We start from the raw sequence: 25,430 nt of genomic DNA on the forward strand, positions 1-25,430 counted from the left end.
CTTTATCACTCCATTCCTTTGTCTTTTGCCTTATCTGAAGCTCCAATAGTTCTTACTATGGCGTTAGCTGATACATCTACTGTACTTTGTGAAAATAATTTATCCCCATGATCCCAATCGTTCTCAATCTCCTTCCAGTCATCATAGTGTTTTTGTCTTAAAATGGTACTGAATCCGAAAAAGTCAACTTCTAATTCCTGCTGTGCATTCTCCACTGTATTGGTAACAATTTTCTCCATTTTCTCCTTTATCTGCTTTTCAATTTTATTTATATATGCTTGATCTAAAAGTGACCTACTTCCAAACATTTCAGCTATAGATCCTTCGGTATCAATCGATATCGATATTTTTATATTATCCTGATTTTTAGCATTTATCTTTATGGAACTCCTTGCAGTATTTATCTCATATATCATAAGTTGGCCATCGATATAAAAAAGTAACTCTCCATTTGTAATATTCCCTTTAATTAGTCTTAAACCTTTTATGTCATCATCAGTAAGTGTTCCCACTTGGTGATCTGATTTTCCGTCAAATACGGCTACATCTTTATAACTAACATTATTCTCTGATAATGTTAAAAGTGGAAGAGCATAACTGTCTTTATTCAACAAATATCGATGTAGCATACCTATCCGAACTGGTTCGATTAATTCTAATGATTTCACATTGTTGTCCATGATTTTGTTGATGAATCGAGAAGGAAGTTGCTCTGTTTCTGTTTGGATTCCAAGTACATCTTTTGCGTCTCCTTGTGATATCATCACCTTTATTCCTCTACGCATTTCATGATCACGAATGAAACTGTCCACTACACTAGAAAATAAATCTGGTTCACTTGCAACTTCACTTGAAACGATTAAAATCTTTAAATGTTCATAGTTAGGGATCCAGTTTGTAAGACCTAACATCTCCCTGGAAATTTGAAACGAACTCTGTCCAGTAGCCGATATATTTTTGAATGCAAATTTATCTCCTCCTCCATCTTGGCCGGGATTTGATAAGTTACCTGGTATAACAAACTGACTTGTAAGTGTTATATCGTATGTACCGTCTTCTTTTTTATCAGCCATATCGATTGCACTTCCAATAACAAAGCCTCTCTCATCAATTGGTAATTCATCCCAACAACCAGTGAGTAAAACTAATGTGAAGCAAGACAAAAGCATAAGAAAGTGCTTCATATTACTTCACCCTCCTTATTTTAGCGATAACAAATAATAAAATCACTACAAATACAGTGTATAGAACCGAACTATAGCCAATAAATGATCCAAAGATTGAAACCTGAACTAAGTCTTGTGGGTACATACCGGTTACATATACAATCGGCGCAATGATAAAAATAAGATTTATTTTACCTATATTTGTAAAAATGGTATTAAGGGCGAGTACAGCAATATCGAATGCCATTGCAGTTGTGTTAAAAATGGCCATTATCCAAATAACAAAGAATAACGATTCAAATCGTTCCAAAATACCACCTGGAATTTCCACAATTTTAGCAAGCTCTATTGACGGATACTGTAGATTGGAGGTAACAGAGTTTCCAAAAACTAGGATGCAGGTAAGGTAAAGTGATAAATATAATACGATCGGTATACACATTCCAAGTACAGCCATTTTTGGTGTGTTTTTTGGTTCTTTTACAAGTGTGATATAAAACCACAGAATAACAAATCCTGCATAAGACAAAACACTATTTTTAACCCCTTCCATATATCCGCTAAAACTTGTCTCAAAAGTTGGCGATAAGAAGCCTAGATCAAACCAATTAATATTAAAGGCAATAACAATTAATGCAACAAATAATACAAATGGTAAGAACAATGTATTTAATCGAAATAAGCCTGTCCTTGAACCTGCTACAGCATAAATGATCAATAATAGAAACGTAAATGAAATGATTTCAACAGGTGTTTCTTTTAATAAATAATGCTTGGCAATATCAGCGATTTGACGAACCTGTAAGGCAGTTACACTCATTGATAGAATCGCAAATAGAAATGTTAAAACAATTGCTATAGGTCTTGTAACAATAGCTGATGTATAAGTTATAAAAGACTGATTTGGAAAGCTTGATGCCAATTTAGCAACAGACCAGGTGATCAGAAGGACAATCATCCCTCCAATCAATATGGATATCCAACCATCAGATGCCATTGATACAGAGGCAACGCTTTGTGGTAGAGAAAGGATTCCAATACCAATTACAAAGGAAGGTACTGCCACCAAAATTTGCTTATCAGAAATCTTCTGATCAGCATATTCAAATCTTTTCATGACCTATTCTCCTTATCTGTTGACTGCTTATCATTCGTTTGCATATATTCAGGCCGTGTCGTTAACAGTGGAATGGGTTTACGAAAAATAAGATCTTCCCAATCCTTAAAAAAGGTAGGTGCAAATGGAGTTGAATAAGGAACACCGATACTTTTAAGATTAACAATATGAATGTTTACCATGATGTAACCGATAATGATCCCATAGAGCCCAAATGTCCCAGCCAAGAATATGAAACCAAACAAAATAATTCTGAAAGCAATTGCAATACTATATGCTGGTAAGGCGAACGACGCAATGGCATTAAGGGCAACGACAATCACCATGATAGGACTTACTATTCCCGCTTGTACGGCAGCATCTCCTATAACTAGACCACCTACAATTCCAATGGTTTGTCCAATTGTCTTTGGCAATCGTACCCCTGCTTCTCGCAATAACTCCATGGTGATAGCCATAAGAACTGCTTCTATTAGAGGTGTAAAAGGAACACCTTCTCTTGATGCTGCAATGGAGAATGCTAAATTGGTTGGAATCATTCCTGGGTGAAAAGAAACTAATGCAATATATAATGATGGTAGGAATATAGCGATAAATGCTGCTATATAACGTAAGATTCTCAGCAAGGTTCCAATCGTCCATCGCTCATAATAATCTTCTGGGGATTGCATAGCACCCCCTAATGTTGTTGGAGCAATTAAAACAAATGGGCTACCATCAAGCATAATGACAGCCTTTCCCTGCAAAAGAGCAGCGGAGGCTTTATCAGGCCTCTCCGTATTCATAAGTTGAGGAAAAGGAGAAAGGTAGTTATCCTCAATCCATTGTTCGATAAAACCTGATTCCGGTGCGTCATCTGTGTCAATGGAATCAAGCCGTCTTTTAATTTCCTTTAAGATATCTGGATGAATTACATCAGCTATATACGTTACTACTAGATTTTTCTTTGATCGTCTACCAATTTGATACGTCTTAAATCGTAAATTTGGATCTTGGATATAACGGCGCATTAAAGCCATGTTCGTACGTAAATCTTCTACAAAACCATCTCTTGGACCACGAATCAATGCTTCCGTTACAGGTTCTTGAATATCACGTTTGTCCCAACCTTGTGTTTTTATAATAAACACTTTATCTATACCATCTAAATAAAGTACGGTACTCCCACTTAAAATTCCATTGGACACGTCATCTAATGTATATCCTATTTGAAGCGAGGTTGTAGAAAGAATTTCCTGATTTAATTCATCAAAGAGCTTTTGTTTATTATCAGGTATTTGTTTTCCTTCTGTTTCTAGCTGTATATTTTCTATGATGTTATTTCTTACATATAGTCCATCCACTAATCCGTCTATGTAAACGGTGGCACACTGATGCTCTGAACCACGGACGGTAAATTTTCGAATCGCTAAGTCAGCTGGTTCATCTAATAAGTTCTTGGTATTTTGCAGGTTTGCATCTAGGTTTTTCACTAATTGAGTGATATTATTAGCTTCTTTTTCCTGCTTCTTTTTTCTATTTCGATTAAAAAAAGAATTTACGCGTATTTTAACCACCTCAAAATTCTCCGTTCTTCTTCTTTTGGTTTCCCAACTTCAACGGTTTCTATACAAAAGATACACTGTGGATGGCAATCATACTCAAAAGTAAATGAGGTTGTCCAATGCCGCTTTTTGTTTCGACGGGGGGAGCAAAAAATGGAATGCTAGTGTCGAATAAAAGAATTCTAAACGACGGTAGGTGCAAAAATAAGGAACTCCCATTGAACAAAAGAACTTCAACTTTTTTATTTTCGTTCACTCGTTAAGGCAATCAGGTACGACAAGCTCTCATTACCTAAAGAAAAAGAGCTACCATAAGTCAATTGTGAGAACTTATGGGACAGCCCCATTACTCTTAAACTACTCGACGATCCCAATGTCTATGAGTTGCAATCGCCTTAATAAATTCTTGGACAAATGTGTTGATATTATCTGCTGTCACCACTCCGGGGCTACCTTGATAATTATTTACTTCTAACAACTGTATTCCTTCGTGAGTAGCACCAATCGGCTTATAATGAGAAAAAGCATCATCAATAAAGTACGCTACATACTTGTTGAATTTCTTGTTTTCATTGCTCCCTAATTTGGAGGAAGGGCTTTAGCTATCAGTTATATAGTTGGATAATAGGGTTTATATTTAGGATTAGCGTAATAAGGTGGTCTTAATCCAATTGTCGGGAGCTTCCATGATGAAGGATTATTATCGTATATAAGATTTGCCTTTTTAAGAGATTCAGACATCAATAAGTACTTTACTTCTGGATTATAATAATATCGCATTTTTTCACCTCCTAATATTAGACTATGCCCTTCTTTCTTACAGAGAGCCAGTTCACTTTTCTAAAAAAGACAAACACGACAATCGCCTAACAGACATAGAGTACTTCATATAGAATTTTAGGAGGGGGCTTTAAAATGTCTGACAAAGGGCCAAGCCAAGGAGATTATCCGATGTACCCCAATTACGGTAAGATAACCCGTTATGAAGAGGTTGCCTTGACGGTACCTGAACAACGTCAATATCGACAACCAGGAGTAGAAGATTTAATGGTACCAAAACCCATTATTGAAAATCCCAACTATAAGGGGAGTGGAAAGTTACAAGATAAAGTAGCATTAATTACAGGTGGAGACAGTGGAATGGGGGCAGCAGCTGCGATTGCTTTTGCAAAAGAAAGAGCGAACGTAGCCATTGCTTATTTAGATGAACATGATGATGCCAATCGAACTAAAAAACGAATTGAGGAGCTAGGCAAAAGTTGTTTGCTGTTACCAGGAGATCTAAGAGAAAAGCAACAATGTATTGATATAGTGGAAAAGACAGTAGAAACTTTTGGTCAATTAGATATTTTATGCAATCATGTCGGGATTCAATTCCAACAGTTAAGTTTAGAAGATATTACAGATGAACAATTCGATGACACGTTTAAAGTGAATATATATTCCCATTTTTATACAACAAGAGCGGCATTAAAATACTTAAAAGCGGGCAGTTCGATCATTAATACTTCCTCTGTTGTTACATTTTACGGATACGATCAATTGATTGATTATACAGCGACTAAAGGAGCAAATATCGGATTTACACGTGCACTTGCCAGAAATCTAGTCAAGAAAGGGATAAGAGTAAATGCCATTGCTCCAGGCCGGTTTTGGACACCATTAATACCTTCTAGTTTTTCTACCGATGAAGTTGCACTTGCAGGTAACCCGATGGATCGCCAGGGTCAACCGTTTGAAATCGCACCAACATTTGTCTATCTTGCCTCTGACGACTCCCAGTTTGTCACAGGACAAAAACTTCATGTAAATGGTGGGCAAATATTTGGGTAGATAGATAAGTGGTTGAGTAAGCCAGGACTTACTCAACCTTCTTCCAATGCCGTACCATCAGTAACGTTACTCCTCCGATTAATACCACGAGTAACAAACTAATCCAAAATCCTGGGCGGATACTCTTATCCATTAATGTTCCCGATACAGCTGTCACAATAAACAGTAATCCTACCCATGCAATCACCTTGTTTAGCAACTTTATTCCTTCTAGTACTCTCCATGACGATAGGATGATAAATGCCCAATTGAATAGCAGTAATATCCCGGCAGCAGTTGTAATATATTCATATATCTTTTCGGGTAATAATAATGCAGTAATCACCGAAACTGCCAATCCAATCGTCGCAAGTAACAAAGAAGGCAAAGGTAATTCCTTAAATTTTTTGAGTTTTTTTGAAAAAAGTTTCGGTGCATCCCCATCTTTTGCCAGTGTTACTAATAAGGTAACAACCCCAAACAATGCAGCGGTCATCGTGGAAAAGCCCGCAACAATGATTGCTGCATTAAAAACATGAGGGAAAAATGGTAGCGAATAATCGGACAAAGCTGTTACGAATGGGCTTTCACTTGGGTCGAACTGCTCAACAGGTGCCATAATGACTGCCAAACAAAGGGAGATAATATAGATAATAGCAAGTAATCCTAACATCACTTTTCCGGTCTTTGGAGCATCTTCTTTTTTCTTCAATCGAATGGCCATTAATCCAATGACTTCAATACCGCCAAATGCATAGAAAGCATATATTAATGATGCCCAAAATCCTTTGATTCCACCGGTAAAAGTATCCCCCAAATTGTTGGGAATGCCAGGTTCAGAGTCTGATCCACCTGGAATTCCACCTGCTAGTGCAATGAATGCAATAATAATAAACATAAAAATCGCTGCGGTTTTGATAACTGCTAAAAAATCTTCAATGCGGTCAAAGCCTCTTGTACCAAGTAATATGACCAGAATAGAAAGTATCGCATAAATGCCTGCAAATACCCAAAGTGGAATATTTGGAAACCATGCTTTCGTTAAGATGGCTAAGGCGATTAACTGACTACCCATGATTAATATGCTTGAGCACCAATAATTCCAACCACAGCTAAAGCCTGCCCACTTGCCAAACGCCTTTTCAGCATAATAGCAAAAAGAACCTTCCTGGGGATCTGCAGCCGACATTTTTGCTAATAAATTAAATACGATATAGGTGCCGATTGCTGCAATCAAAAAAGAAAATACGATCGAAGGCCCGGTCAGTTTGATTCCAATACTTGAACCGAGGAAATAGCCTGTCCCAATGGTACATCCGACACCTGTCAGAGCTAATTGCCACCAGGCGATTTTCTTTTCTGATGCAGATGATGTTTCACTCACACGACATTCTCCTTATCCTTTTTGAACTAAAAACATGTTTAGTATGGGATAAGGTGATCTAAAATATGAGTGTGATTGCTCGATAACCAAAATAAATAGCAAAACCAATTAAGGAAAGCCCAGTAATAACTGAGATCATTTTTAATGTTTTATCTGACAGTAAGTGACGCGAGCCGCTGGAGACAAGAGCCATGGAGATATCCCAAATCATTACACCGAAAATGATTGCTGTACTGTACCAGATTAAGTGAAGCGTATCATATTTATCAATCGTGTTAGCCAATACGGAGCCGTAAATTCCTAACCAAAACAAAATCGAGAGCGGATTGCTAATGGAAATCAAAAAGCCAGAAGTAAAGGTTTTGCGTAACGAATCACGTTCCTCCCTTAATTGAAGCGATTGCTTCGAAACCATACTTTCGATACCTGTATACAAGAGAACAAACGCACCAAATGACCACAAAAAAGTCTTCATAAAAGGCGTTTCTAAAAAATGGACAACCCCAAAATAGACAGCAAGAATAAAAAACAACTCTGCTATAATGGAACCTAAACCAACCATCCATGAATGCAGGAATCCGTTTTTTATCCCTTGGTTAATTTGTGCCGCGTTAATCGGACCAAGTGGTGCGGCTAAAGATAAGCCGAGAAACATATAACTAAGAAAAATTGTCAACTGCTTCACTCCCTTAACTAAATAACAAAGCTTGTACCCTTACTATTCTATTTATAGAAAATAGAGATATGAGCAAAAGGAGATGTAATTCATGTATGTCACAATAGAAATCGCTTATTTATCACCAAAAGGAATTCGAACGAATTTTTATTCGGATGAAATCGATGTTGAAATGGCGCTAGAAATTGCAAAAGACTTTGAAAAATGGAATCGTAAAAATTCTATTGTCTTCGTAGATCTTCAAGGTAATCGCTGGGATAAAAAAGAACTGATCGCATACACCGAAGAAATCGTGACAGAGCCTAATCATATTACGGTATTTTTTGACGGAGGATTTGATTTGAAAACAAACAGAGCAGGGTTAGGCTGTGCCATATATTACAGACAAAATCATAAGCCCTATCGCATTAGAAAAAATATAGTAGTGCCAGAAGTGACGTCGAATAACGAGGCAGAGTATGCCGCATTATTTGAGGGGATTAAACAATTAGAAGAATTGGGTGTTCATCATCAGACGGTGGAATTCAAAGGCGATTCTAAAGTGGTAATCAATCAGCTATTAGGAGAATGGCCTTGTATGGAAGAAACGTTAAATAAGTGGGCAGATCGAATAGAAGAGAAGATTGAATCAATGGGAATCGATCCGTTATATCAGGATATCTCGCGGAAAGATAATCGAGAAGCGGATCAGTTAGCTACTAAGGCTCTAGAAAATGTTGAAATAAATAGCCATATAGAATTGAAAAAAAGTGTAACTAATGATCATGATGGACGACTAATAGACTAAAGCTAAAAAATGGAGGGATGACTGTGAAGAGTTGGCTGAAAAAACCAATGTTATTTGGAGTAATCGCAGGCAGTGCTTTTGTTTTACCGACAACTATTTTTGCTGAAGCAAATGCAGAAGAATTAGAGGGAACGATGATTGAATTGGAAGAAGGTATGAATCATAACGAAACCATTGAAAATGCACAGCAATATATCGAGGAGCATTTGAGTGACAGTTTTGCGGGATTGTATATAGACCGTGAAGAGAAACAAACAGGTGTGGTAGTCTTGATGTTTACCGAATCTATTGCAGATGAGCATCGCCAAGCACTGGAAGGGTTTGCTGAGCAACCGGAAGATATTGAGATAAGAGAGGTTGATTATACGGAAGAACAATTAATAGAGAAGCAAAGAGAAATTGATCAAGACGGTTTTGAATATGATGATTTTTCGATCTATTATACGGGCGTAGACATCATTGACGGTAAGGTAGAAGTTGGAATTGATCCATTAAATGAGGAAAACATTCAGTTTCTTCAGGATAAATACGGAGTAGAATTAATTGATGTCGTGGAAGGTGAGCAGGCAACAACATTAGAAATGACAACAATGGATACTGAAATGGACGGTAGTATGGAAACGACTGATGAATCAGCTCAACAAGAGGAAGAGCGTAACTTTTTCCAAAAGATTGTCGATGCCATAAAGGGATGGTTTTCATAAGAAAAAGGAACACCGGAGATCAGCGTCCGGTGTTTTTATTTGATAAGGCAAGAAAGTATATAACCATTGATATCACAACTTTTATAAATAAGTAAGGTAGGAAAAGGTTGATTCAAAACATGTCATAAAAAAAGGAAGGGATAGCTATTCAAATAGAGTTGTCATTTTGAAAGCTAGCTTGTGCAAGCCAACCGCTACGGCTGACCGTTTCGCTTTCCAAGGGGCATGCTCTTCAGCTAACTTCCGCTTCAAGGTTCAAATAAATTAAAGGAGCCAAGTGGGGAGATCAGGTGAGCTAACACCTTGATAAGGTTCGATAACCTCAGTGGGGGGCAAAAACCCACTGAGGGAATTCTCACTTTATGCTTTTGGCAATACAATCCGTTGATACATTTTGACAGTTAACCAATAGTATAGTCCATAAATAACGAGAAATAGACTAATCGGAATCCAGATTTTTGTGTATGGTTCAATTAAAATAAACGAGAACATTTCCATTCCAATAAGCACATGGACAAGTCCGATTAAACCAGGAAAAAGGAAAACAAGAAATAATTCTTTATAGATTGATTTTTTCAGTTTTTCCTGACGTACCCCAATTTTCCTCAACATCTGATAGCGGTCAATATCTGCTGTTGCGCTGGAGAGCAGCTTAAACATTAGTACACTGGCCATCATCATTAAGAAAGCAACACCTAGAAATAATCCCATAAAAATCGTACCATTCGCTACATTTTTTAAGGCGGTATAATCTTCATATTTGCTACCAGTCATTGTAGGGTCTTCACCTGTATAATCAATTGCTAATTGGTGGTGACGTTCATCTATTTTTGCCAATGTATCAGTATAATCTGCAAAATTGTCAACTTTTCCAATTAATACAGTTTGCGTTTCTGCATTGATTTCTTCAAATTTTTCCTGATCGAGAATATATAACGAGCGATCACCGAACATATAGAAATTTGCCATTAATTCGGTTCTTAATGCTGTTTGCCATCGTTCAGGTATTGTTTCGTCATTATCCGTTTCCTTCGTCGTGTAAACAGGAGCAATTAAATCATCTGCTACACGTACTTCTTTCGTCAATTCCTCCAAATTACCGCTAAACTCCTTGATCATTGGCGGGTTTGCTTGTAAATCATGTTTGGAAAAATAAATGCCATCATCTGTAACACGATAGGAATAAAGGTTTCGCTCCTCAAAATCCCAATTCTCCATTTCTGCTAATTCTTCGTCTGTTGGCTGGAGTACTTTGACATCATAAGCATGCATCATCGAAGATTGAATTTCGGTATTGTGATAAAAGGATAGTCCTGCTGTCATTGCTCCTAATCCTAATGCTACTAACATCGCCACTGTTCCAAGAACTTTGGATAACTGACTGACACGGAAATCAAGCTGTGCATAGGTAAACGCATTGAGACCTTTTTCATTGATAGTGCGAATTCCTTTAATTCTCTTAATAATAAAAGGCAACATCGCCATAAAGAAAAAGTAGGTTCCTGGTGTGACGGTAGCTGCAGCAATTAGAACACCTACATGTGCAAGCTCGCCCATGTTGATCATGGCAAAGTAACCGACAGCAATTAACACAATTGCAAATAATGTTCCTACAAAAGTTTTCCAACCTTTAACTACTTTGTTATCAGCCTTTTGATCAGCATGTAACAGTTCTAGAACTGATTTGCGTGCTATTCTGATAGCATTCACAATCGCGGTTAAAAGGAACAATATCATATAGAAAATAACAGTTGTCCATAGTGATGATGGGTAAAGCGCATGGAATCCTTCACCAGAAAAATCAAGTCTTGACATTAACAGGCGGGCAATTCCTTCTGAAAGTCCTACACCAACGATTAGTCCGATAATAAGTGAGATAATCCCAATTACCAAAGTTTCTAGAAACATCATTTGCGTAACTTTTCCTTTTTTTGCTCCTAAGGTCATATACATACCGAGTTCCTTTTGACGGAGCGACAAAACAAAGGATGTCGCATAGAAAATATAGAAGATAGTGACAAGCCCTAAAATAAAGGTCCCAACATGGAAGACAAACACGATGGAACTAATGAGAGCGTTCGCTTCCAAAAAGGCTTTATTCTGTGCTAATGTTTCAAACATATAGAAAATCGCAATTGATATCGTTAAACCAAATAATAATACAAGATAATCCTTCCACATCTTTTTCATACTACCAGATAGTAGTTTCACTAACATGCTCTCTCACTCCTTTCCTTATGACGATTGAATGCTTGTCAATTCGGCAAGCACATTGAGAATTTGTTGGTGAAAGTGTTGTTGATCACCGGTTTTTTTGATTTCTTTGTAAAGATTGCCATCCTGTATAAATAAGATTCGTTCACAATAACTCGCACTTAATGGATCATGTGTGACGAGCATAATCGAAACGTCGTGATATTGATTTAAATGTTCCATTGTTTTCATTAAACTGTGTGCATTTTTGGAATCCAGTGCACCTGTTGGCTCATCTGCTAGGATGATGGCTGGCTCATGAACTAATGCTCTGGCAGCTGCTGCACGTTGCTTTTGTCCACCAGAAATCGTGACCGGATACTTCGGAAGGATAGATTTAATACCTAGTTTTTCGGCAACTTGTGTTACTAGTGGTTTGATTTTCTTAGAGCTGACTCCTTGCAAAGAAAGTGGAAGAGCAATATTTTCATAAACTGTTAAGTTTTCCAGTAGATTGAAATCTTGAAAAATAAATCCTAGTTGTTCGGAACGAAAATCAGCTAACTCATTCTGTTTCATATCCGTAATATCCTGACCGGCAATCTCTATTTTCCCGGATGTTGCTTTATCTAAAGTGGATACAACATTGAGTAGAGTAGTTTTACCTGCACCTGATGGCCCCATAATGCCTACAAATTCTCCTTCTTCAATGGTAAAGGAAACATTATCGAGTGCTTTAAATTGATTTTCTGATTTTTTACCAAATATTTTTTGAACGTTTTCTACGTTTACGACGGGTTTAATCATGTTTCATACCTCCAATTTTGTTTTGCTATATATAGTGTATAAGAAGGTGTGAAAACTACCTATTGATTTTTCTTTCATTTGTCTTACATTTTTGTAAGATTGATAATGTATAGGAGGGAATAAAAAAGCATGAATCCATCTAAGATTCATGCTTTAAGGTGTTCCACAAATTGGTGAAGTGGATTTATATTCGTAATATTCTGGTTACAGATGACAGGATCCTTGCACATATAGTTTCCTTTTTTCGAATATGTTCCACGCATCTGGCCTTTCTTCTCTGTAGTAAATAATGATACGACCTCAAGTCCATTACAAATCGTACAGATTCCTTTATGTTGAGAGGTTTCGAGGTAACCTTGGATTCCAATCAGCTTGTTTTCTTTGGGTATAAGCATATATGTTTTCCCTGAACCTTTATCATACCATCTTAAATAGACCGTTTCTTTTCTATCTATTTGCTCGAGGTCTGGAATTTGAAGTTTTTTTGCTTTCGGAAAAGCCTTTTGAATCTGTTTGTCACTAACCAGTGGAAAAGGAATAACATATTGTTTAACCTGCTCAAGGAATGGATCGATATCTTCTTTTGCTTTCATTGTTCGAATCGATGATAGTGTCTCATGTTGATCCACTTCTATGTCTGGTAATTGTTTTTCTAATTCTTCGAAAGCAATCTCCTTAACCGCAGCTATGACTTGCTGATCGTTAGAATGAGATTGTGCACTGACAACTCTTTTGGCCTGTTGTTTCATATGATGAAATTGATGTGGATGAATAAATGCGTCCATTGTTCACCCTCCTTTCTCTTATAGTTTACCAAATCCACGATAAAAAGATATGGCAAGAATGTTTAGCTACTATTCTTGCCATATCTCTATTTACTTAGTTTCTTCTATATACAATTTTTTTAATAGTTTCTATCGATAAACAGAAGGTATCTGCTAATGTTTCTATCTTCGTTCCTTCTTGGAATAATGCTCTAATCTGTTGATTCCGTTGATCATAATAGGCACGATTACCGGACTTGACTCCCCATTCTCTTCGGCCTTCTCGCTTCGGAATATAAATGCTTTCTCCTTGTACATATTCCTGTAAAGCCAGTAACAATTCTTTAGGGAGTATATCTTGCGCTTTTGTTTTCATGATCGCCAGCTCCTTATTTTAATCTTTCTATAAGGGCAAAGCATGCGCAAGTAAGGCGATATACTGATCACCCATACAAAGTATCGCCTTATTTACGCTTGCTTGCATGGGCTAGCTGTAATGCAGGCAATAATTGAGACATTGCCATTTTAAACACCTCCGTATTGTTATCATACATCATTATGATGAAATGTCTATATGTTTTGATACAGGGATATGCAATGTGAATTTTACATTTCTAATTCGTTATGCTAATATGAACATGTTCACGAAAAGAACTTGTTCATTTAAAGTTCGTTAATCAAAGGAAGTGAAGCGATGGGGGAAAGTAGGAAAGAAATTCAACGTGCCCGGATGTGGCGCTATTTCTTGGATGCTGCAACAGAAGTAATTGAAGAAGATGGCATTGATCATTTTACGATTCGAAAAATAGCAGATAAAGCAGGCTTTACAAGTTCCACAGCATATAATTATTTTAAAGATTTATCGCACTTGAAATTTTTTGCTGCGATGCGATTTATGTCTGACTATTTAGAAGAACTCCCGGCTTATTTAGAAAAAGGGAATAATACAGTTGAAAAATGGCTATATAGCTGGGAATGCTTCTGTAAACATTCATTTGCCCAGCCGAAAATCTATTCTGTTATTTTTATGGATAATTTAGGGTCTATCCCTGAAGAGTTATTAGAACATTATTATAAAATCTATCAAAATGACTTAATTGGACTTCCTAATGAAGTGAAAGACATTATTATGGAGCATAGCTTTGCGAAACGCAGTGCCTTATTTATTCAACCAGCAGTAGAAGAGAAGTTTATTGAAGAAGACGAAATTGAAATGATTTCGGATATGACATTATTAATCTGGAAAGGTATGATGAATACCATTATTAATAAGCGTCGAAATTATACACAAGAAGAAGCGATGCAAATGACCTTATATTATGTATATGAAAGTGTTATGAAGGTCATAAAACCAGAAAAGCGTGAGCAAATCAATGTATCTTATACGAAAATAGATACATGATTATTTTTTTCTAAAAATGATGAACACGTTCATTAAATGAATATGGTCATGATGGAGTTGGAAAGGAGAGCGTATGTGATACAGCTGAAAGGAATTCATAAAGTTTATGATGATGGGTTTCAAGCATTACAAGACATTAATCTGACCTTTGAAGAAGGGAAAATAAATGTGCTCATTGGCCCAAGTGGTTGCGGGAAGACAACAACTATGAAACTGTTGAATCGTTTGACTGATTATACAGAGGGCCAAATATTAATAGATGGTAAAGATATTCAGCAAATCAACCCAATAGAATTGCGTCGTCAAATGGGCTATGTCATTCAGAATATTGGCCTATTCCCACATATGACTATCTTTGACAATGTTGCGACTGTTCCTAAGCTTTTAAAGTGGGACAAGCAAAAAATTAAACAAAAAGTAGATGAACTATTGCGTATGGTCAATTTAGACCCTGAAGTATATCGTGACCGTTATCCGGCTGAATTAAGTGGCGGACAGCAACAGAGAATTGGAGTTATCCGTGCATTAGCTGCAGAACCTTCCACGATTTTGATGGATGAACCATTTAGTGCGTTGGATCCGATCAGTCGTGAACAATTACAAGAAGAATTAGTTCGTTTGCAACAAGAAATTAATAAAACGATCGTCTTTGTTACACATGATATGGATGAAGCAATCAAAATAGCAGATCAAATCATTATTATGAAAAGCGGTCATGTCGTGCAAAAGGGGTCACCACAAGAAATTTTAGCTAACCCGGCGAATGACTTTGTGAAAGAATTTATTGGAGAGGAACGGCTCGGTAGTGCATTACCGCCAGTAAAGGATTTAATGACAGGGACTTTTGCAACGATAGACATTACGCAATCTCTAGATGAGGCTATTCAAACAATGATTGATCAACAAGATAACGACATACCGATAGTAGATCAAGACCATAAATATGTTGGCATGTTAGACCTCTTTTCAGCATTGAAACAAAAAGAGCGAAAAATAAAAGATGTGTTAACAAATCAAAAAACAATAGTGGAAACAACTGCAATGGAGCAAGTAATCAGTGATGAGCTTTTGGAGCATCAAGCAATGATACCAGTCGTTTCAAATGACGATAAAGTAGTCGGTATTATAAAAAGAGAAAAATGGTTAGAAGTATTACAACATTTCTATCAGCTTAAGCGTGGTGGGCAATAGTGGAGTTACTAACAGATTATATAGCATTCTGGCAGGATAAATATGATTCTATTTTGACCTATACATGGGAACATTTAGTCATTTCCTTTGTTGTCATGTTGCTTTCGATTGCCATTACAGTACCGTTAGCTATCTATATGACAAAAATCAAGAATGAACAAGTGAAAGGACTTATCTTCAATATCGCTAATATTTTCCAAACGATTCCGACCGTGGCGTTATTAGCGATTATGATTCCGTTATTAGGAATAGGATTTAAACCAGCGGTAGCGGCATTATTTTTATATGCTTTATTGCCACTGCTTCGCAACACATATACAGGCATTCAATCGATTGATCCAAGTATTGTCGAAGCAGCGAAAGGGATGGGTTTCAGTACTTTTGGCCGGTTATTTAAAGTGGAACTCCCTGCAGCAATGCCTTATGTGATGTCTGGTATCCGAGTAACAACGGTATATATTATCAGTTGGACAACCCTTGCTGCGTTAATTGGAGCAGGTGGATTAGGTGACTTAATATTGGCCGGTATTGGTTATAACGATAAACATATGATTTTTACCGGTACCATCTTAGCCATTGTGATCGCGTTATTATTAGATTTATTATTTCATAAATTTGAAAAAAATTATGCAAAAGCTTAAAGGAGAGTAACAACATGAGAAAAGTAATAGTAGCAAGTATGTTAACAGTATTATTAATGATTGTAACAGCATGTGGAGGCAACACTTCTGCAGATGGTGGAGAAGTGTTTGAATATGGCGCACAAAAAAATACAGATCCAAAAATTATGGGGCAAATCGTTAAACTTCTGATTGAAGACCAAACAGATCATGAAGTAAACATTACAGAAGATATTCCAGCAAGTCCACAGGTTATGAATGCGATTGACCAAAAAGATTTTGATTTTGCTACATTATATTCAGGAGAAGTCTACAACAATCACTTTGATGAAGATCAGGTAGAATATTCAACAGATCCGCAAAAAACGTTAGAACAGGCGCAGCATTTATTCGGTGAAAAATATGATATGAAATGGTATGACTCGATTGGATTTAGCAACCAATACAGTATTGCAATTAAACAAGCTTTTGCAGATGAACACGGTATTCACACAATGACAGATTTAGGTCAGGTTGCAGATCAAGTAACGATTGGTACAGATAATTCCTGGATTGAACGTGACAATGATGGTTACGAAGGTTATAAAGCAGCATATGGTTATGAATTTGCTGATGCAAGAGGAATGGATGTTGCCTTAATGTATGCAGCAATCGCAAGTGGCGATGTTGAAGCTGTTACTGCTTATACAGTAGATCCGCAAATCATTGAATATAATTTGACTATTTTAGAAGATGACCAGAACTTCTTCCCACCATATGAGGGTTCATTAGTTGCGCGAAATGCTGTTATTGATGAATACCCAGAAGTAGCGGAAGTACTGGATTCTATTGTTGGATTAGTGAGCACAGAAGAAATGACGGAATTAATTCGCCTAGTAGATATGGAAGAGCAGAGCACGGAAGATGTAGCACGTGAATTTTTACAAGAAAAAGGAATGCTTGAATAGGGAAAGGTGATGACATGAGCTTTCTCCAAGAACTCGGTCTATACATGCTGGATAATAGCAGTTTACTGTTAGAATTAACAATCGAACACATATTGATGGTTGTTTACGGCATAGCGTTAGCGCTTGTCGCAGGCATTCCATTAGGAATTATTGCGGCGCGATTTGAACGTTTAGCTCCTTTTATTATTTCATTAACGAACATTCTGCAACTAATTCCGAGTCTGGCTATGTTAGCTATTCTTATGCTTTACTTCGGGTTAGGATTTCAAACAATGGTAATTGGACTCTTTCTATACTCTTTAATGCCAATTGTGCGCAACACCTATGTTGGTATTCGCGAAGTAGACGACAGCATTATGGAAGCAGGTAAAGGTTCCGGGATGACGCCTTTACAATTACTTGCAAAAGTACAGTTTCCATTATCGATTCCATTTGTTTTGGCAGGATTACGTGTAGCATCAGTTATTGCTATAGCTGTTGCATGTATTGGACCTTATATTGGAGCAGAAGGTTTAGGGAAAGAAATTATTTCAGGAATCAGTTTGCAATCGGAAGTGAAAATCTATGCAGGTGCTATTCCTGCAACACTCTTGGCGATTGTGGCAGATTTAGCATTGGGCCTTTTAGAGAAAAGGGCCAAGAAAAGAATGGCGTTAGCATAAGAGTATTTGAGGAAAAGAAAGGTGGACAACATTGGTTTTTAACATAAAAGATTCACAAGAGCGCCGAGTAAAAAAAGAATTTCCACACCAAATAAAAAAGCTGGAGAATGTCTGGATACCCATGTCGGATGGTGCCAAACTCGCTGCAACAATTTGGTTACCCGAAGATGCAAAAGAAAATCCGGTGCCAGCGATATTAGAGTATATTCCATACCGTCAGAATGATTTTACGGCAATTCGTGATTCTGTCAGACATCCTTATTTTGCTGGCCATGGTTATGCAAGTATTCGTGTCGATATTCGTGGGTCAGGTAACTCAGATGGTATTTTGTTAGATGAGTATTTAAAACAAGAGCATGATGATGCATTAGAGATACTAGATTGGATAAATAAACAAGACTGGTCAACAGGCGCAGTAGGGATGATCGGTAAATCTTGGGGAGGATTTAACAGTTTGCAAGTCGCAGCCCGACAGCACCCTGCTCTAAAAACAATTATTACGTTATGTTCAACAGATGACCGTTTTTCTGATGATGTGCATTATAAAGGTGGAAATGTCCTGGCATCCGATATGCTGTGGTGGGCTTCTACTATGTTTGTCTATAATGCCAGACCACAAGATCCTGCTGTAGTGGGAGACGGTTGGAGAGAAAACTGGCTTGACCGTTTAGAAAACACACCACCTTTTGTAGAAGAATGGTTAACACATCAGCGTCGTGATGCGTATTGGAAACATGGCTCGGTGTGTGAAGATTTTTCTAAAGTAGATATTCCTGTATTTGCAGTAAGTGGATGGCAGGACGGATACACAAATGCGGTGTTCCGTTTGTTAGAGCATTTACCAAACGAAAGTAAAGGTTTGCTAGGTCCATGGGCACATGAATATCCGGAAGTAGCGACACCTGAACCAAATATTGGTTTCTTGCAGGAATGCTTACGCTGGTGGGATCAATGGTTAAAAGGAATCGACACTGGCATAAGGGACGAGCCTCAGCTTATTTCTTGGATACAAGACAGCGAATTGCCACAAGTAACCTATGACAAACGACCGGGTAAATGGGTAAGTGATAACACATGGCCTTCTAATAATGTCCAAATGACAAAATGGTATATGAATGGACAAACAATCTCAACAAATCCTGTTGCACAACCTGATCAAGTAGTGATTCCGAGTGTACAAGAACATGGATTTTATAATGGTGTATTTTGTCCATTCGGTCAGCCAGGAGATTTACCTGCAGACCAGCGCTTGGAAAATGGAAAAGCGGTCGTATTTACGTCAGATCCGTTAGAAGAAACAATGGATCTATTGGGGCAACCGAAATTTCATGCCGAATTTTACGTGGATCAGGAAAATGCTTTTATCGTTGCAAAAGTAAATGATAAGGCTCCAACAGGTGAATCAACTATGATTACATGGGGGATGTTGAATCTGAATCATCTCGAATCCCATGAATATCCTCTGAGCTTAGAGCCTGGGAGAAAATATCAGGTTTCTGTTGATTTGAATGTACTTGGTCAGCAGATTCCCGCGGGTCATTCGATTGAGTTAGTGTTATCACCAACATACTGGCCACAAGCATGGCCTTCACCCAAACCGGTGAACCTAACTATCTATCAGAATGAAAACACGTATCTAGCATTACCTTCTCGTACACCACAGCCAGAGGATGAAGATGCAGGTGCACACTTCCTAGTACCGGAGACAGCAGAAGTAATAGAAAAAGAGATTCTCCGTAAAGAGAAACGTACACGAGAAGTGAAACACGATCTCATCAATGGTATTTGGAAGTTGGAAGATTTCTCTGACGAGGGTGAACGTAAACTTCTAACCAATGGTGTAGAACACGGCAGTATCAATAAAAACACATTCTCGATCAAAGAAAACGACCCATTATCAGCCAAGGTAACTTGTGAATGGGAATTAGTAGTAGGACGTGATGACTGGCAAACCAAACTAGACACATTTAGTGAAATGACTAGTGATGAAGACAATTTCTACCTTTTCAATCGGTTAATAGCATTTGAAAATGGAAAGGAAATTTTCCAGAAAGAATGGAAGAAAACGATAAAGAGAGATTTTCAGTAAGTTAAAAACAACGCTTGGAATGGTTCCAAGCGTTGTTTCTTTATCTCACATTATAAATCCATGCTTTATCCTCATCCATCATTCTTTTCGCTGCATATATGGTTAGAAATTGAATCACGATAATTGGTATTCCCATTAATCCTGAAATTACTTCAAGTGGCGCAAGACCACCAATTTGCATGAGTATTAATGCAAGTGTTGTAATAATAGCCGCTACAATAATTCTTAGTTTTCTCGATGGCTCCAGTTTACTCATATCTCGTTTGCTCGTATATGCCGCAATGGTGTATGTCGTGGAGTCCAATGTAGTGGTCAGGAAAATCATCGATACTACTACAAATGCAATAATGGCAATGCTCGACCATGGTAAAGAAAGAAGAATTTCAGGTATTGCATTCATTGGATCATTGCCTTCTACAATATCGAGAACAGGTACTTCACCTGTAAGATAACGTTCCACACCAAATCCACCTAAGACACCTGTCGCGATCCAGGAAAGCATGGTTGGCGCCAGTAAATAGGTGAGGATCATTTCTTTGACAGTACGTCCTTTAGAAATTTTTGCTGCGAAAATACTGTGTAGCATCGCCCATGTCGCACTGTAAGCAAACCAGAATATCATATGGCTTTGTACATGTGTAGTCGTCTCCATTACGACGGAATCGGTATATAAGGACAATTGCAGATAATGTTGAAGCAAGTGTCCAACCGTGTCAGTAAAATAATCCAAAATGAAAATACCAGGACCAGCGATTAAAATAAAGGCAGCAAGTCCACCGGCTAAATACATATTAAATGTACTCAAGCGCTTAATCCCTTTTTCGATACCGAGATAGGCACTTACGGAGAATAGGAAAACCCAAATAATCGTTATAATCATGGTAAGGCCAAAGGTAACCTCGATATTCAGCAGTGCCGAAACATTATACGTAATGATAGGTGTACCTAAGCCTAATGTTACGGCAGCACCAGATAAGATACTGACTAAGAATAATATGTCTAATACTTTTCCACCGATACCATTAGTGAATTTGTCCCCAAAAATACAGCGACATGCCTCTGAGATGCGCATCAACGGTCTTTTCTTAACATGGATAATATAAGCCATTGCTGGAGCTGCCATTACAAAGATTGCAAATACTTGAAAGCTCCATAGAAACATACTATAGGCATTTCCCCATAAAAGTGCTTCCTGCGATTCAGGACTTACACCAAAAGGAGGGTCCAATGCCACCTGTGTCCACTGTACCATTCCTGTTCTCATAATGGTGGAGCCAACACCCATTGCAATCAAGATCGATGCATACTCAAACATAGTAAATCTCGGTTTTTCATTTGGATTGCCAAGCACTACTTTTCCGTATTTGGAAAATGATAAATACAACCCGGCTGCTACCAAAATAAGTGCATACCAGATATACCCCCAACTGAAAACATCTACAATTTTATCAAATATAGTATTCAGCAGATTTAATGATTCAGATTCGTAAATAGAAAAAGGAATGCTAATCATAATGATGAAAAGTAAGGATGGAATAAAGATTTTATGATCAATTAAATTCCAATCATGACCAGTTCTTTGTTTCATACTAACTCACTCTCCTTCTATTTTTTGCGGGTACAATAATGAGTTACCACACATCTACAAAATTAAACAAAAAGAAGGATACGAACTATTCGTATCCTATCTGTTACACATATTGAAACTGATTTAAATAATAAGGGACATCACTTTGAAAATAGCTCTTTCTTTGTTCGATATAATCACGAATTTCATCAAAAAAGGTATCAGCGAGAATCGGATATTTTACTGTTCGTACCTGATCCAGTGGTGAATTGTGTTGAATGACGGTATCAATACTTTCTAATAAATTTTCGATTAATTGATGGCTAGCTTTAATCCCCATTATATCTTGGAAAATTTTCTGATCTTCCTTTGGATCTAATACATGATATGGCAGCTTCATATCAATATGAATACCATCCACCAATTCTTTTTCGATTAAATGTTTGATTTTCGTATTATATATCCCACAAGTTGTTACAATGATTTTCCCATTGAAAATGCTCTGAACTTGTTCCAGTAAAACTGTAATGTCCTCTATTTTATCGATTAAAAATTCTCCTCCACTAAACATAACCGCATCAAACAAAAAGCCGCTTTTTTCTAAATAATTATACAAATCCTCTTTTGTTTTATACTGCCTTGGTGTATTAGCAATAATTTCATCATAATTGTGACAACCGTAGCAATGTAATAAACAGCCTGATAAGGAGTGTACCAGTAATGTTGTGTGATCAGGCAAGTCTTGAAATGTGCGAATAAAACGGTTATAAAATTTCACGAATGAACAACTTCTTCAATCGTTTCTTCTTTCATCCGTTTGCGCACATTCCAGTCATGACGTCTTGCTTTTGACCAGAAATTATATTTTCCTTTGTAATAGCCTTTTTCATCAACGTTAATGTTGTTTCGTGCGATCATTTTTAAGTAACCAATCACACGGCTAAAAGAAGCAATATCATGGGAGCCGCATGTCGGGCATTCTTGCACATTTTTCGCATCCTCCGCTACCATTTTTTGTCCGCAATCCATACATGATGTAATCGTCGGCGTTAATGTGATATAGTTAATCGGTTTTTCAAAAATTTTATCTAAGTAGGTTACCAGTTTTTCTGGTGTTACTTTTGATTCCAAGAAATGGTGCAGGACACTTCCTGAAGTAGCGTAGCCTTGGAATTCTGCACTGTTTTCTAATTGATCTAAGAAATCATCCTCTGAAAAAGGTGTCATACAACCACTGGTAAGGTAAGGATTTTCACCTTCTCCTTGGGTGAAAATATTTTTATGGTTTACCTCCGCCCACTTATGATCATGTCTTGCTAATTTAATCGCAGCATTTTCTGAAGGTGCATACTCAATACCACAAGCAACTTTATCCCGAACAATAAACTCATTGACTATATCTGTCATATATTGCATTAATTCATGCGCAATTAGTTTACCTTCAGGATCATTGATTCCTTTTTGGTAACCGATATTGATAAGTTTCTCATTCATTCCCGTAATCGCAAAAACGTTAAAATAGTTTTTTAGATTATGATTATAGGAGAAAAAGGTAGGGTAAAGATCTTTGTTTTGCTCTAACCAATTACGTTTTGCCATATGTGCTTCTTGCATCACTTCCAAGTATTCCCGCATTTTCTCTTTAACAGTATCGATATCGTCTTCGAATTCAAGCAACAAGCGGTTGATATTAAGGTTAATTACCTGTACAGCCCCTGTGGATCCGGTAGAAGAACCAAAGACACCACCACCCGCTTTGGACAATGTTTCTAGATTTATTTGTAACCTGCAACAAAGACTGCGACTAACTTCTGGATCTTTCGCCTGAATCGTAGGGTTTATTGCTTTATAATAAGGATCTTCAAAAGGCTTCGTCTTAAAGTTCTCAAAATAGACCCCACCCCAGTTATACATCTTATCGAGTAATTCTAGGAATAGTGGATTGTGATAGTTAAAGTCATCATCGATTTGTACGGTAAGTAGTGGAAAAGTGAATGGAATACCATCACTGCCGGTTCCTTCACTCATCACATCGATAATCGCTTGATTAATCCGATCAAAATATGCAGATGGAATCTCTGAATACTTAATCGGTAGCGGCTCTCCACCAATCACAACATACTCGTCTTTTATTTCTTCTGAAGGCTTACCGAATTCCAAAGTAATATTAGAGAAACTACTTTGCGCACCTGATCTTAATGGCATATTCAGTTCCCAAATTAAACTTTGAAAAAGCTGTTTTAATTCATCTTGAGTGTATGTAATATTATGATTTTCCTCCTCCTGCAGATAGGAAGCGGCTATTGTTGAGAGCTGTGCAAGCATGACAGCCCCAGATACTTGTTGCGAAATAAGTGTGATCACATTGCTGAAATGTCTGAGCAAAATCGATAATCGTTTCGTAGGTTTGGAGGTAATCATATTTTTCGCTAGGGAAGGAATACCCTTCATTGCTATATCCTTACAACTAATCGATACGCAATAAGGTGCAAGTTGTTTGTCATGAACATAGACAATTCCTTCATCATATAACTCTTTTATTCTAGAAGGAAGAATATGGTGAAAAAGGAACTGCTCCTCCGCATGATTGTTTAAATTGTGCCTGAGGAGTGGAAGAGAATATACATAATTACTATTCTCCCTTTTTAAATAATCTGCTTTTTTATCATCTTCGTTGGATGTGAACTTTTTGATAATTTGCTCGGTATTCTGAAACATGGATCAACTCTCCTTTTAGTATGATGAATAGAATGTAACACAATATATAGTGTTGATAAGTGATTTTTATCACTAAATACAGTTTCAGGTAGATACTGCAAACAAATACGAAAAGTTGCAAATAAAAAGCCAGAGTTGCAAATAAATACGGAAAGTTGCAAATAAAAAGTCAGAGCTGCAAATAAATCCGAAAAGTTGCAAATAAAAAGTCAGAGTTGCAAATAAACGGTGGAAGTTACAACCCAAAATACTTGAGTTAAGAATAAATAATGAATAACAAAGGAAGAGCACATGATTAGGGCCTTCCTTTATAGCTATTCAGTAAAAATCTTAAGTTATAAGTTTTATTTTTATTTCCCCCATAAGATTCCACTTCTAATTTTCTCAAAATACGTGATGCAGTGTAAATGGAGTCTAATAATAAAAACCATCTTGCTTGTTTATTGTTAATCGTGTATCCGAATAAAAAGACAAAATCAATCAAAGCAGGTAAGTGAGCATTTTTATCTTTATAGCCACATTTACTACATTTCCAAGTACCATATGTCCATTTCATTACCTTCGGTTTACATTTTGGACAAAAGACACCTCTTTTCATATTTCGAAGCACTTCTCTACTAGGTTGTAAAAAAGTAAGAGGTCGCTCTCGATGCATGCTCAGTAACTTTTTTCCTAATTGTAATAGTTGATTCCGATCTAACCTAGGATCTGAAAATTTCCGAGTTAATTCTTTCAATCGAAAAAGTAGTTGTTGAACAGGAATCATGTCAGGATGCTCAAATGTGATATTTGCTCGATCATAAGTGAAAATAACTAACGTGTAGATGGGGATGGATTCAAAACCGAGGTCTTCTAAAACTTTCCTGAGCTGTTCTTTTTGTGAATTTGCTTGAGAGAGAGGATGCTGGTACACTTTATCTTCCGATTCTTTCGATTGAATCAGTTGCTGTGCTTCGTTAACAGATAGTATTCCTCTTAAATGCTTTATTTCGGTAATTAAGAAAAAGGAACGGAATAAAAATAAGCCATCGATTTGGAAGTGGTGATTGCTTCTTTTAAGTCTAAGACCATATAAATCATAATGGGATGTAGTAGTAATGAGGTCTATGAAGTAAGGTAAACTTTTCTCTCCAAGATAGCCGGCAAGTTCTCTGCCAAACGATTCGGAGATATCTTGAGGGATGTCGAGGTAACGTTCTTGCATCACTTCTAATTGCAGCAGTTGCTGTGTTTTTTGTGGAGGTCCAACGATCAATAAATCATCTCCTTTCCGATTCATT

The 25,430-nt window shown here is 37.2% G+C and carries 23 protein-coding genes and 1 pseudogene; 9 read left to right on the forward strand and 15 right to left on the reverse strand.

Going from position 1 to position 25,430, the window contains the following annotated elements; translation table 11 throughout:
- Window positions 1-5 precede the first annotated feature (5 nt).
- The 5 genes and pseudogenes from GI584_RS03650 to GI584_RS23765 all read right to left on the reverse strand — a co-directional run bounded on the left by GI584_RS03650 (window position 6) and on the right by GI584_RS23765 (window position 4,607).
- Window positions 6-1,184 (reverse strand): Ger(x)C family spore germination protein, encoded by a 1,179-nt coding sequence (locus GI584_RS03650; protein ID WP_153790268.1) that lies wholly within the window; start codon window positions 1,182-1,184, stop codon window positions 6-8.
- A gap of 1 nt (window position 1,185) precedes the next feature.
- Window positions 1,186-2,283 carry a GerAB/ArcD/ProY family transporter gene (locus GI584_RS03655; protein WP_153790269.1) on the reverse strand — a complete coding sequence of 366 codons (1,098 nt, stop codon included), beginning with the start codon at window positions 2,281-2,283 and terminating at the stop codon, window positions 1,186-1,188.
- The gene (locus GI584_RS03660) at window positions 2,280-3,830 is read right to left on the reverse strand and encodes a spore germination protein (RefSeq protein ID WP_407647409.1); all 1,551 of its coding nucleotides are present in this window, start codon (window positions 3,828-3,830) and stop codon (window positions 2,280-2,282) included. Before GI584_RS03660 ends, GI584_RS03655 begins: the two co-directional genes overlap by 4 nt.
- A gap of 349 nt (window positions 3,831-4,179) precedes the next feature.
- A pseudogene (locus GI584_RS23760) lies at window positions 4,180-4,386 on the reverse strand (catalase); the annotation flags it as partial.
- Between the two features lie 50 nt (window positions 4,387-4,436).
- The gene (locus tag GI584_RS23765; protein WP_194842115.1) at window positions 4,437-4,607 is read right to left on the reverse strand and encodes a hypothetical protein; all 171 of its coding nucleotides are present in this window, start codon (window positions 4,605-4,607) and stop codon (window positions 4,437-4,439) included.
- Between the two features lie 135 nt (window positions 4,608-4,742).
- Between GI584_RS23765 and GI584_RS03665 the strand changes: the two genes are divergently transcribed.
- Window positions 4,743-5,660, forward strand: coding sequence for an SDR family oxidoreductase (locus GI584_RS03665; RefSeq protein ID WP_153790270.1), 918 nt, complete (start codon window positions 4,743-4,745; stop codon window positions 5,658-5,660).
- Window positions 5,661-5,688: 28 nt separating this feature from the next.
- Here the strand turns inward: GI584_RS03665 and GI584_RS03670 are convergent, their stop codons facing one another.
- Window positions 5,689-7,023, reverse strand: a complete 1,335-nt coding sequence (locus GI584_RS03670) for an amino acid permease (protein WP_153790271.1) — start codon at window positions 7,021-7,023, stop codon at window positions 5,689-5,691.
- Window positions 7,024-7,081: 58 nt separating this feature from the next.
- Entirely contained in the window at window positions 7,082-7,699 is a 618-nt protein-coding gene (locus GI584_RS03675) for a LysE family transporter (RefSeq protein ID WP_100361983.1), read from the reverse strand.
- A 91-nt stretch (window positions 7,700-7,790) separates the two neighbouring features.
- On the opposite strand from GI584_RS03675, the gene GI584_RS03680 reads away from it, so the two are divergent.
- Together GI584_RS03680 and GI584_RS03685 are read left to right on the forward strand one after the other, a co-directional pair.
- Window positions 7,791-8,486 (forward strand): reverse transcriptase-like protein, encoded by a 696-nt coding sequence (locus GI584_RS03680; RefSeq protein WP_153790272.1) that lies wholly within the window; start codon window positions 7,791-7,793, stop codon window positions 8,484-8,486.
- A 23-nt stretch (window positions 8,487-8,509) separates the two neighbouring features.
- Window positions 8,510-9,190: a hypothetical protein gene (locus GI584_RS03685; protein WP_153790273.1), complete on the forward strand. Its 681-nt coding sequence runs from the start codon at window positions 8,510-8,512 to the stop codon at window positions 9,188-9,190.
- A 360-nt stretch (window positions 9,191-9,550) separates the two neighbouring features.
- Here the strand turns inward: GI584_RS03685 and GI584_RS03690 are convergent, their stop codons facing one another.
- The 4 genes from GI584_RS03690 to GI584_RS03705 form a co-directional block, all read right to left on the reverse strand.
- Entirely contained in the window at window positions 9,551-11,407 is a 1,857-nt protein-coding gene (locus GI584_RS03690) for an FtsX-like permease family protein (RefSeq protein WP_153790274.1), read from the reverse strand.
- A gap of 18 nt (window positions 11,408-11,425) precedes the next feature.
- On the reverse strand, window positions 11,426-12,190 hold the full coding sequence (locus tag GI584_RS03695) for an ABC transporter ATP-binding protein (RefSeq protein ID WP_153790275.1): 765 nt from the start codon (window positions 12,188-12,190) through the stop codon (window positions 11,426-11,428).
- Window positions 12,191-12,336: 146 nt separating this feature from the next.
- Entirely contained in the window at window positions 12,337-12,975 is a 639-nt protein-coding gene (locus GI584_RS03700) for a FusB/FusC family EF-G-binding protein (RefSeq protein WP_153790276.1), read from the reverse strand.
- Between the two features lie 94 nt (window positions 12,976-13,069).
- Window positions 13,070-13,330 carry a CD3324 family protein gene (locus tag GI584_RS03705; protein ID WP_100361977.1) on the reverse strand — a complete coding sequence of 87 codons (261 nt, stop codon included), beginning with the start codon at window positions 13,328-13,330 and terminating at the stop codon, window positions 13,070-13,072.
- A gap of 318 nt (window positions 13,331-13,648) precedes the next feature.
- On the opposite strand from GI584_RS03705, the gene GI584_RS03710 reads away from it, so the two are divergent.
- The 6 genes from GI584_RS03710 (at window position 13,649) to GI584_RS03735 (ending at window position 19,865) form a co-directional block, all read left to right on the forward strand.
- Window positions 13,649-14,356: a TetR/AcrR family transcriptional regulator gene (locus tag GI584_RS03710; RefSeq protein ID WP_153790277.1), complete on the forward strand. Its 708-nt coding sequence runs from the start codon at window positions 13,649-13,651 to the stop codon at window positions 14,354-14,356.
- A 75-nt stretch (window positions 14,357-14,431) separates the two neighbouring features.
- Complete coding sequence (locus tag GI584_RS03715) at window positions 14,432-15,547, forward strand: betaine/proline/choline family ABC transporter ATP-binding protein (protein ID WP_153790278.1); 1,116 nt, start codon at window positions 14,432-14,434, stop codon at window positions 15,545-15,547.
- Window positions 15,547-16,188 carry an ABC transporter permease gene (locus GI584_RS03720; protein WP_153790279.1) on the forward strand — a complete coding sequence of 214 codons (642 nt, stop codon included), beginning with the start codon at window positions 15,547-15,549 and terminating at the stop codon, window positions 16,186-16,188. Before GI584_RS03715 ends, GI584_RS03720 begins: the two co-directional genes overlap by 1 nt.
- Window positions 16,189-16,202: 14 nt before the next feature.
- Complete coding sequence (locus GI584_RS03725; RefSeq protein WP_153790280.1) at window positions 16,203-17,114, forward strand: ABC transporter substrate-binding protein; 912 nt, start codon at window positions 16,203-16,205, stop codon at window positions 17,112-17,114.
- Between the two features lie 14 nt (window positions 17,115-17,128).
- A complete protein-coding gene (locus GI584_RS03730) occupies window positions 17,129-17,776 on the forward strand; it encodes an ABC transporter permease (protein ID WP_100361972.1) in 648 nt (215 codons plus the stop codon).
- Between the two features lie 31 nt (window positions 17,777-17,807).
- The gene (locus GI584_RS03735; RefSeq protein ID WP_153790281.1) at window positions 17,808-19,865 is read left to right on the forward strand and encodes a CocE/NonD family hydrolase; all 2,058 of its coding nucleotides are present in this window, start codon (window positions 17,808-17,810) and stop codon (window positions 19,863-19,865) included.
- 40 nt (window positions 19,866-19,905) lie between these two features.
- Here GI584_RS03735 and GI584_RS03740 read toward each other — a convergent pair whose 3' ends face one another.
- The 4 genes from GI584_RS03740 to GI584_RS03755 all read right to left on the reverse strand — a co-directional run bounded on the left by GI584_RS03740 (window position 19,906) and on the right by GI584_RS03755 (window position 25,429).
- Window positions 19,906-21,453: a BCCT family transporter gene (locus GI584_RS03740; protein WP_153790282.1), complete on the reverse strand. Its 1,548-nt coding sequence runs from the start codon at window positions 21,451-21,453 to the stop codon at window positions 19,906-19,908.
- Between the two features lie 103 nt (window positions 21,454-21,556).
- Entirely contained in the window at window positions 21,557-22,210 is a 654-nt protein-coding gene (locus GI584_RS03745; RefSeq protein WP_153790283.1) for a 4Fe-4S cluster-binding domain-containing protein, read from the reverse strand.
- A complete protein-coding gene (gene nrdD / locus GI584_RS03750) occupies window positions 22,207-24,150 on the reverse strand; it encodes an anaerobic ribonucleoside-triphosphate reductase (RefSeq protein ID WP_153790284.1) in 1,944 nt (647 codons plus the stop codon). The genes GI584_RS03745 and nrdD overlap by 4 nt, the downstream gene beginning before the upstream one ends.
- Before the next feature lie 295 nt (window positions 24,151-24,445).
- On the reverse strand, window positions 24,446-25,429 hold the full coding sequence (locus tag GI584_RS03755; RefSeq protein WP_153790285.1) for an NERD domain-containing protein: 984 nt from the start codon (window positions 25,427-25,429) through the stop codon (window positions 24,446-24,448).
- Window position 25,430 lies beyond the last annotated feature (1 nt).

Source organism: Gracilibacillus salitolerans (assembly GCF_009650095.1).
Taxonomy (GTDB): Bacteria; Bacillota; Bacilli; order Bacillales; family Amphibacillaceae; genus Gracilibacillus; species Gracilibacillus salitolerans.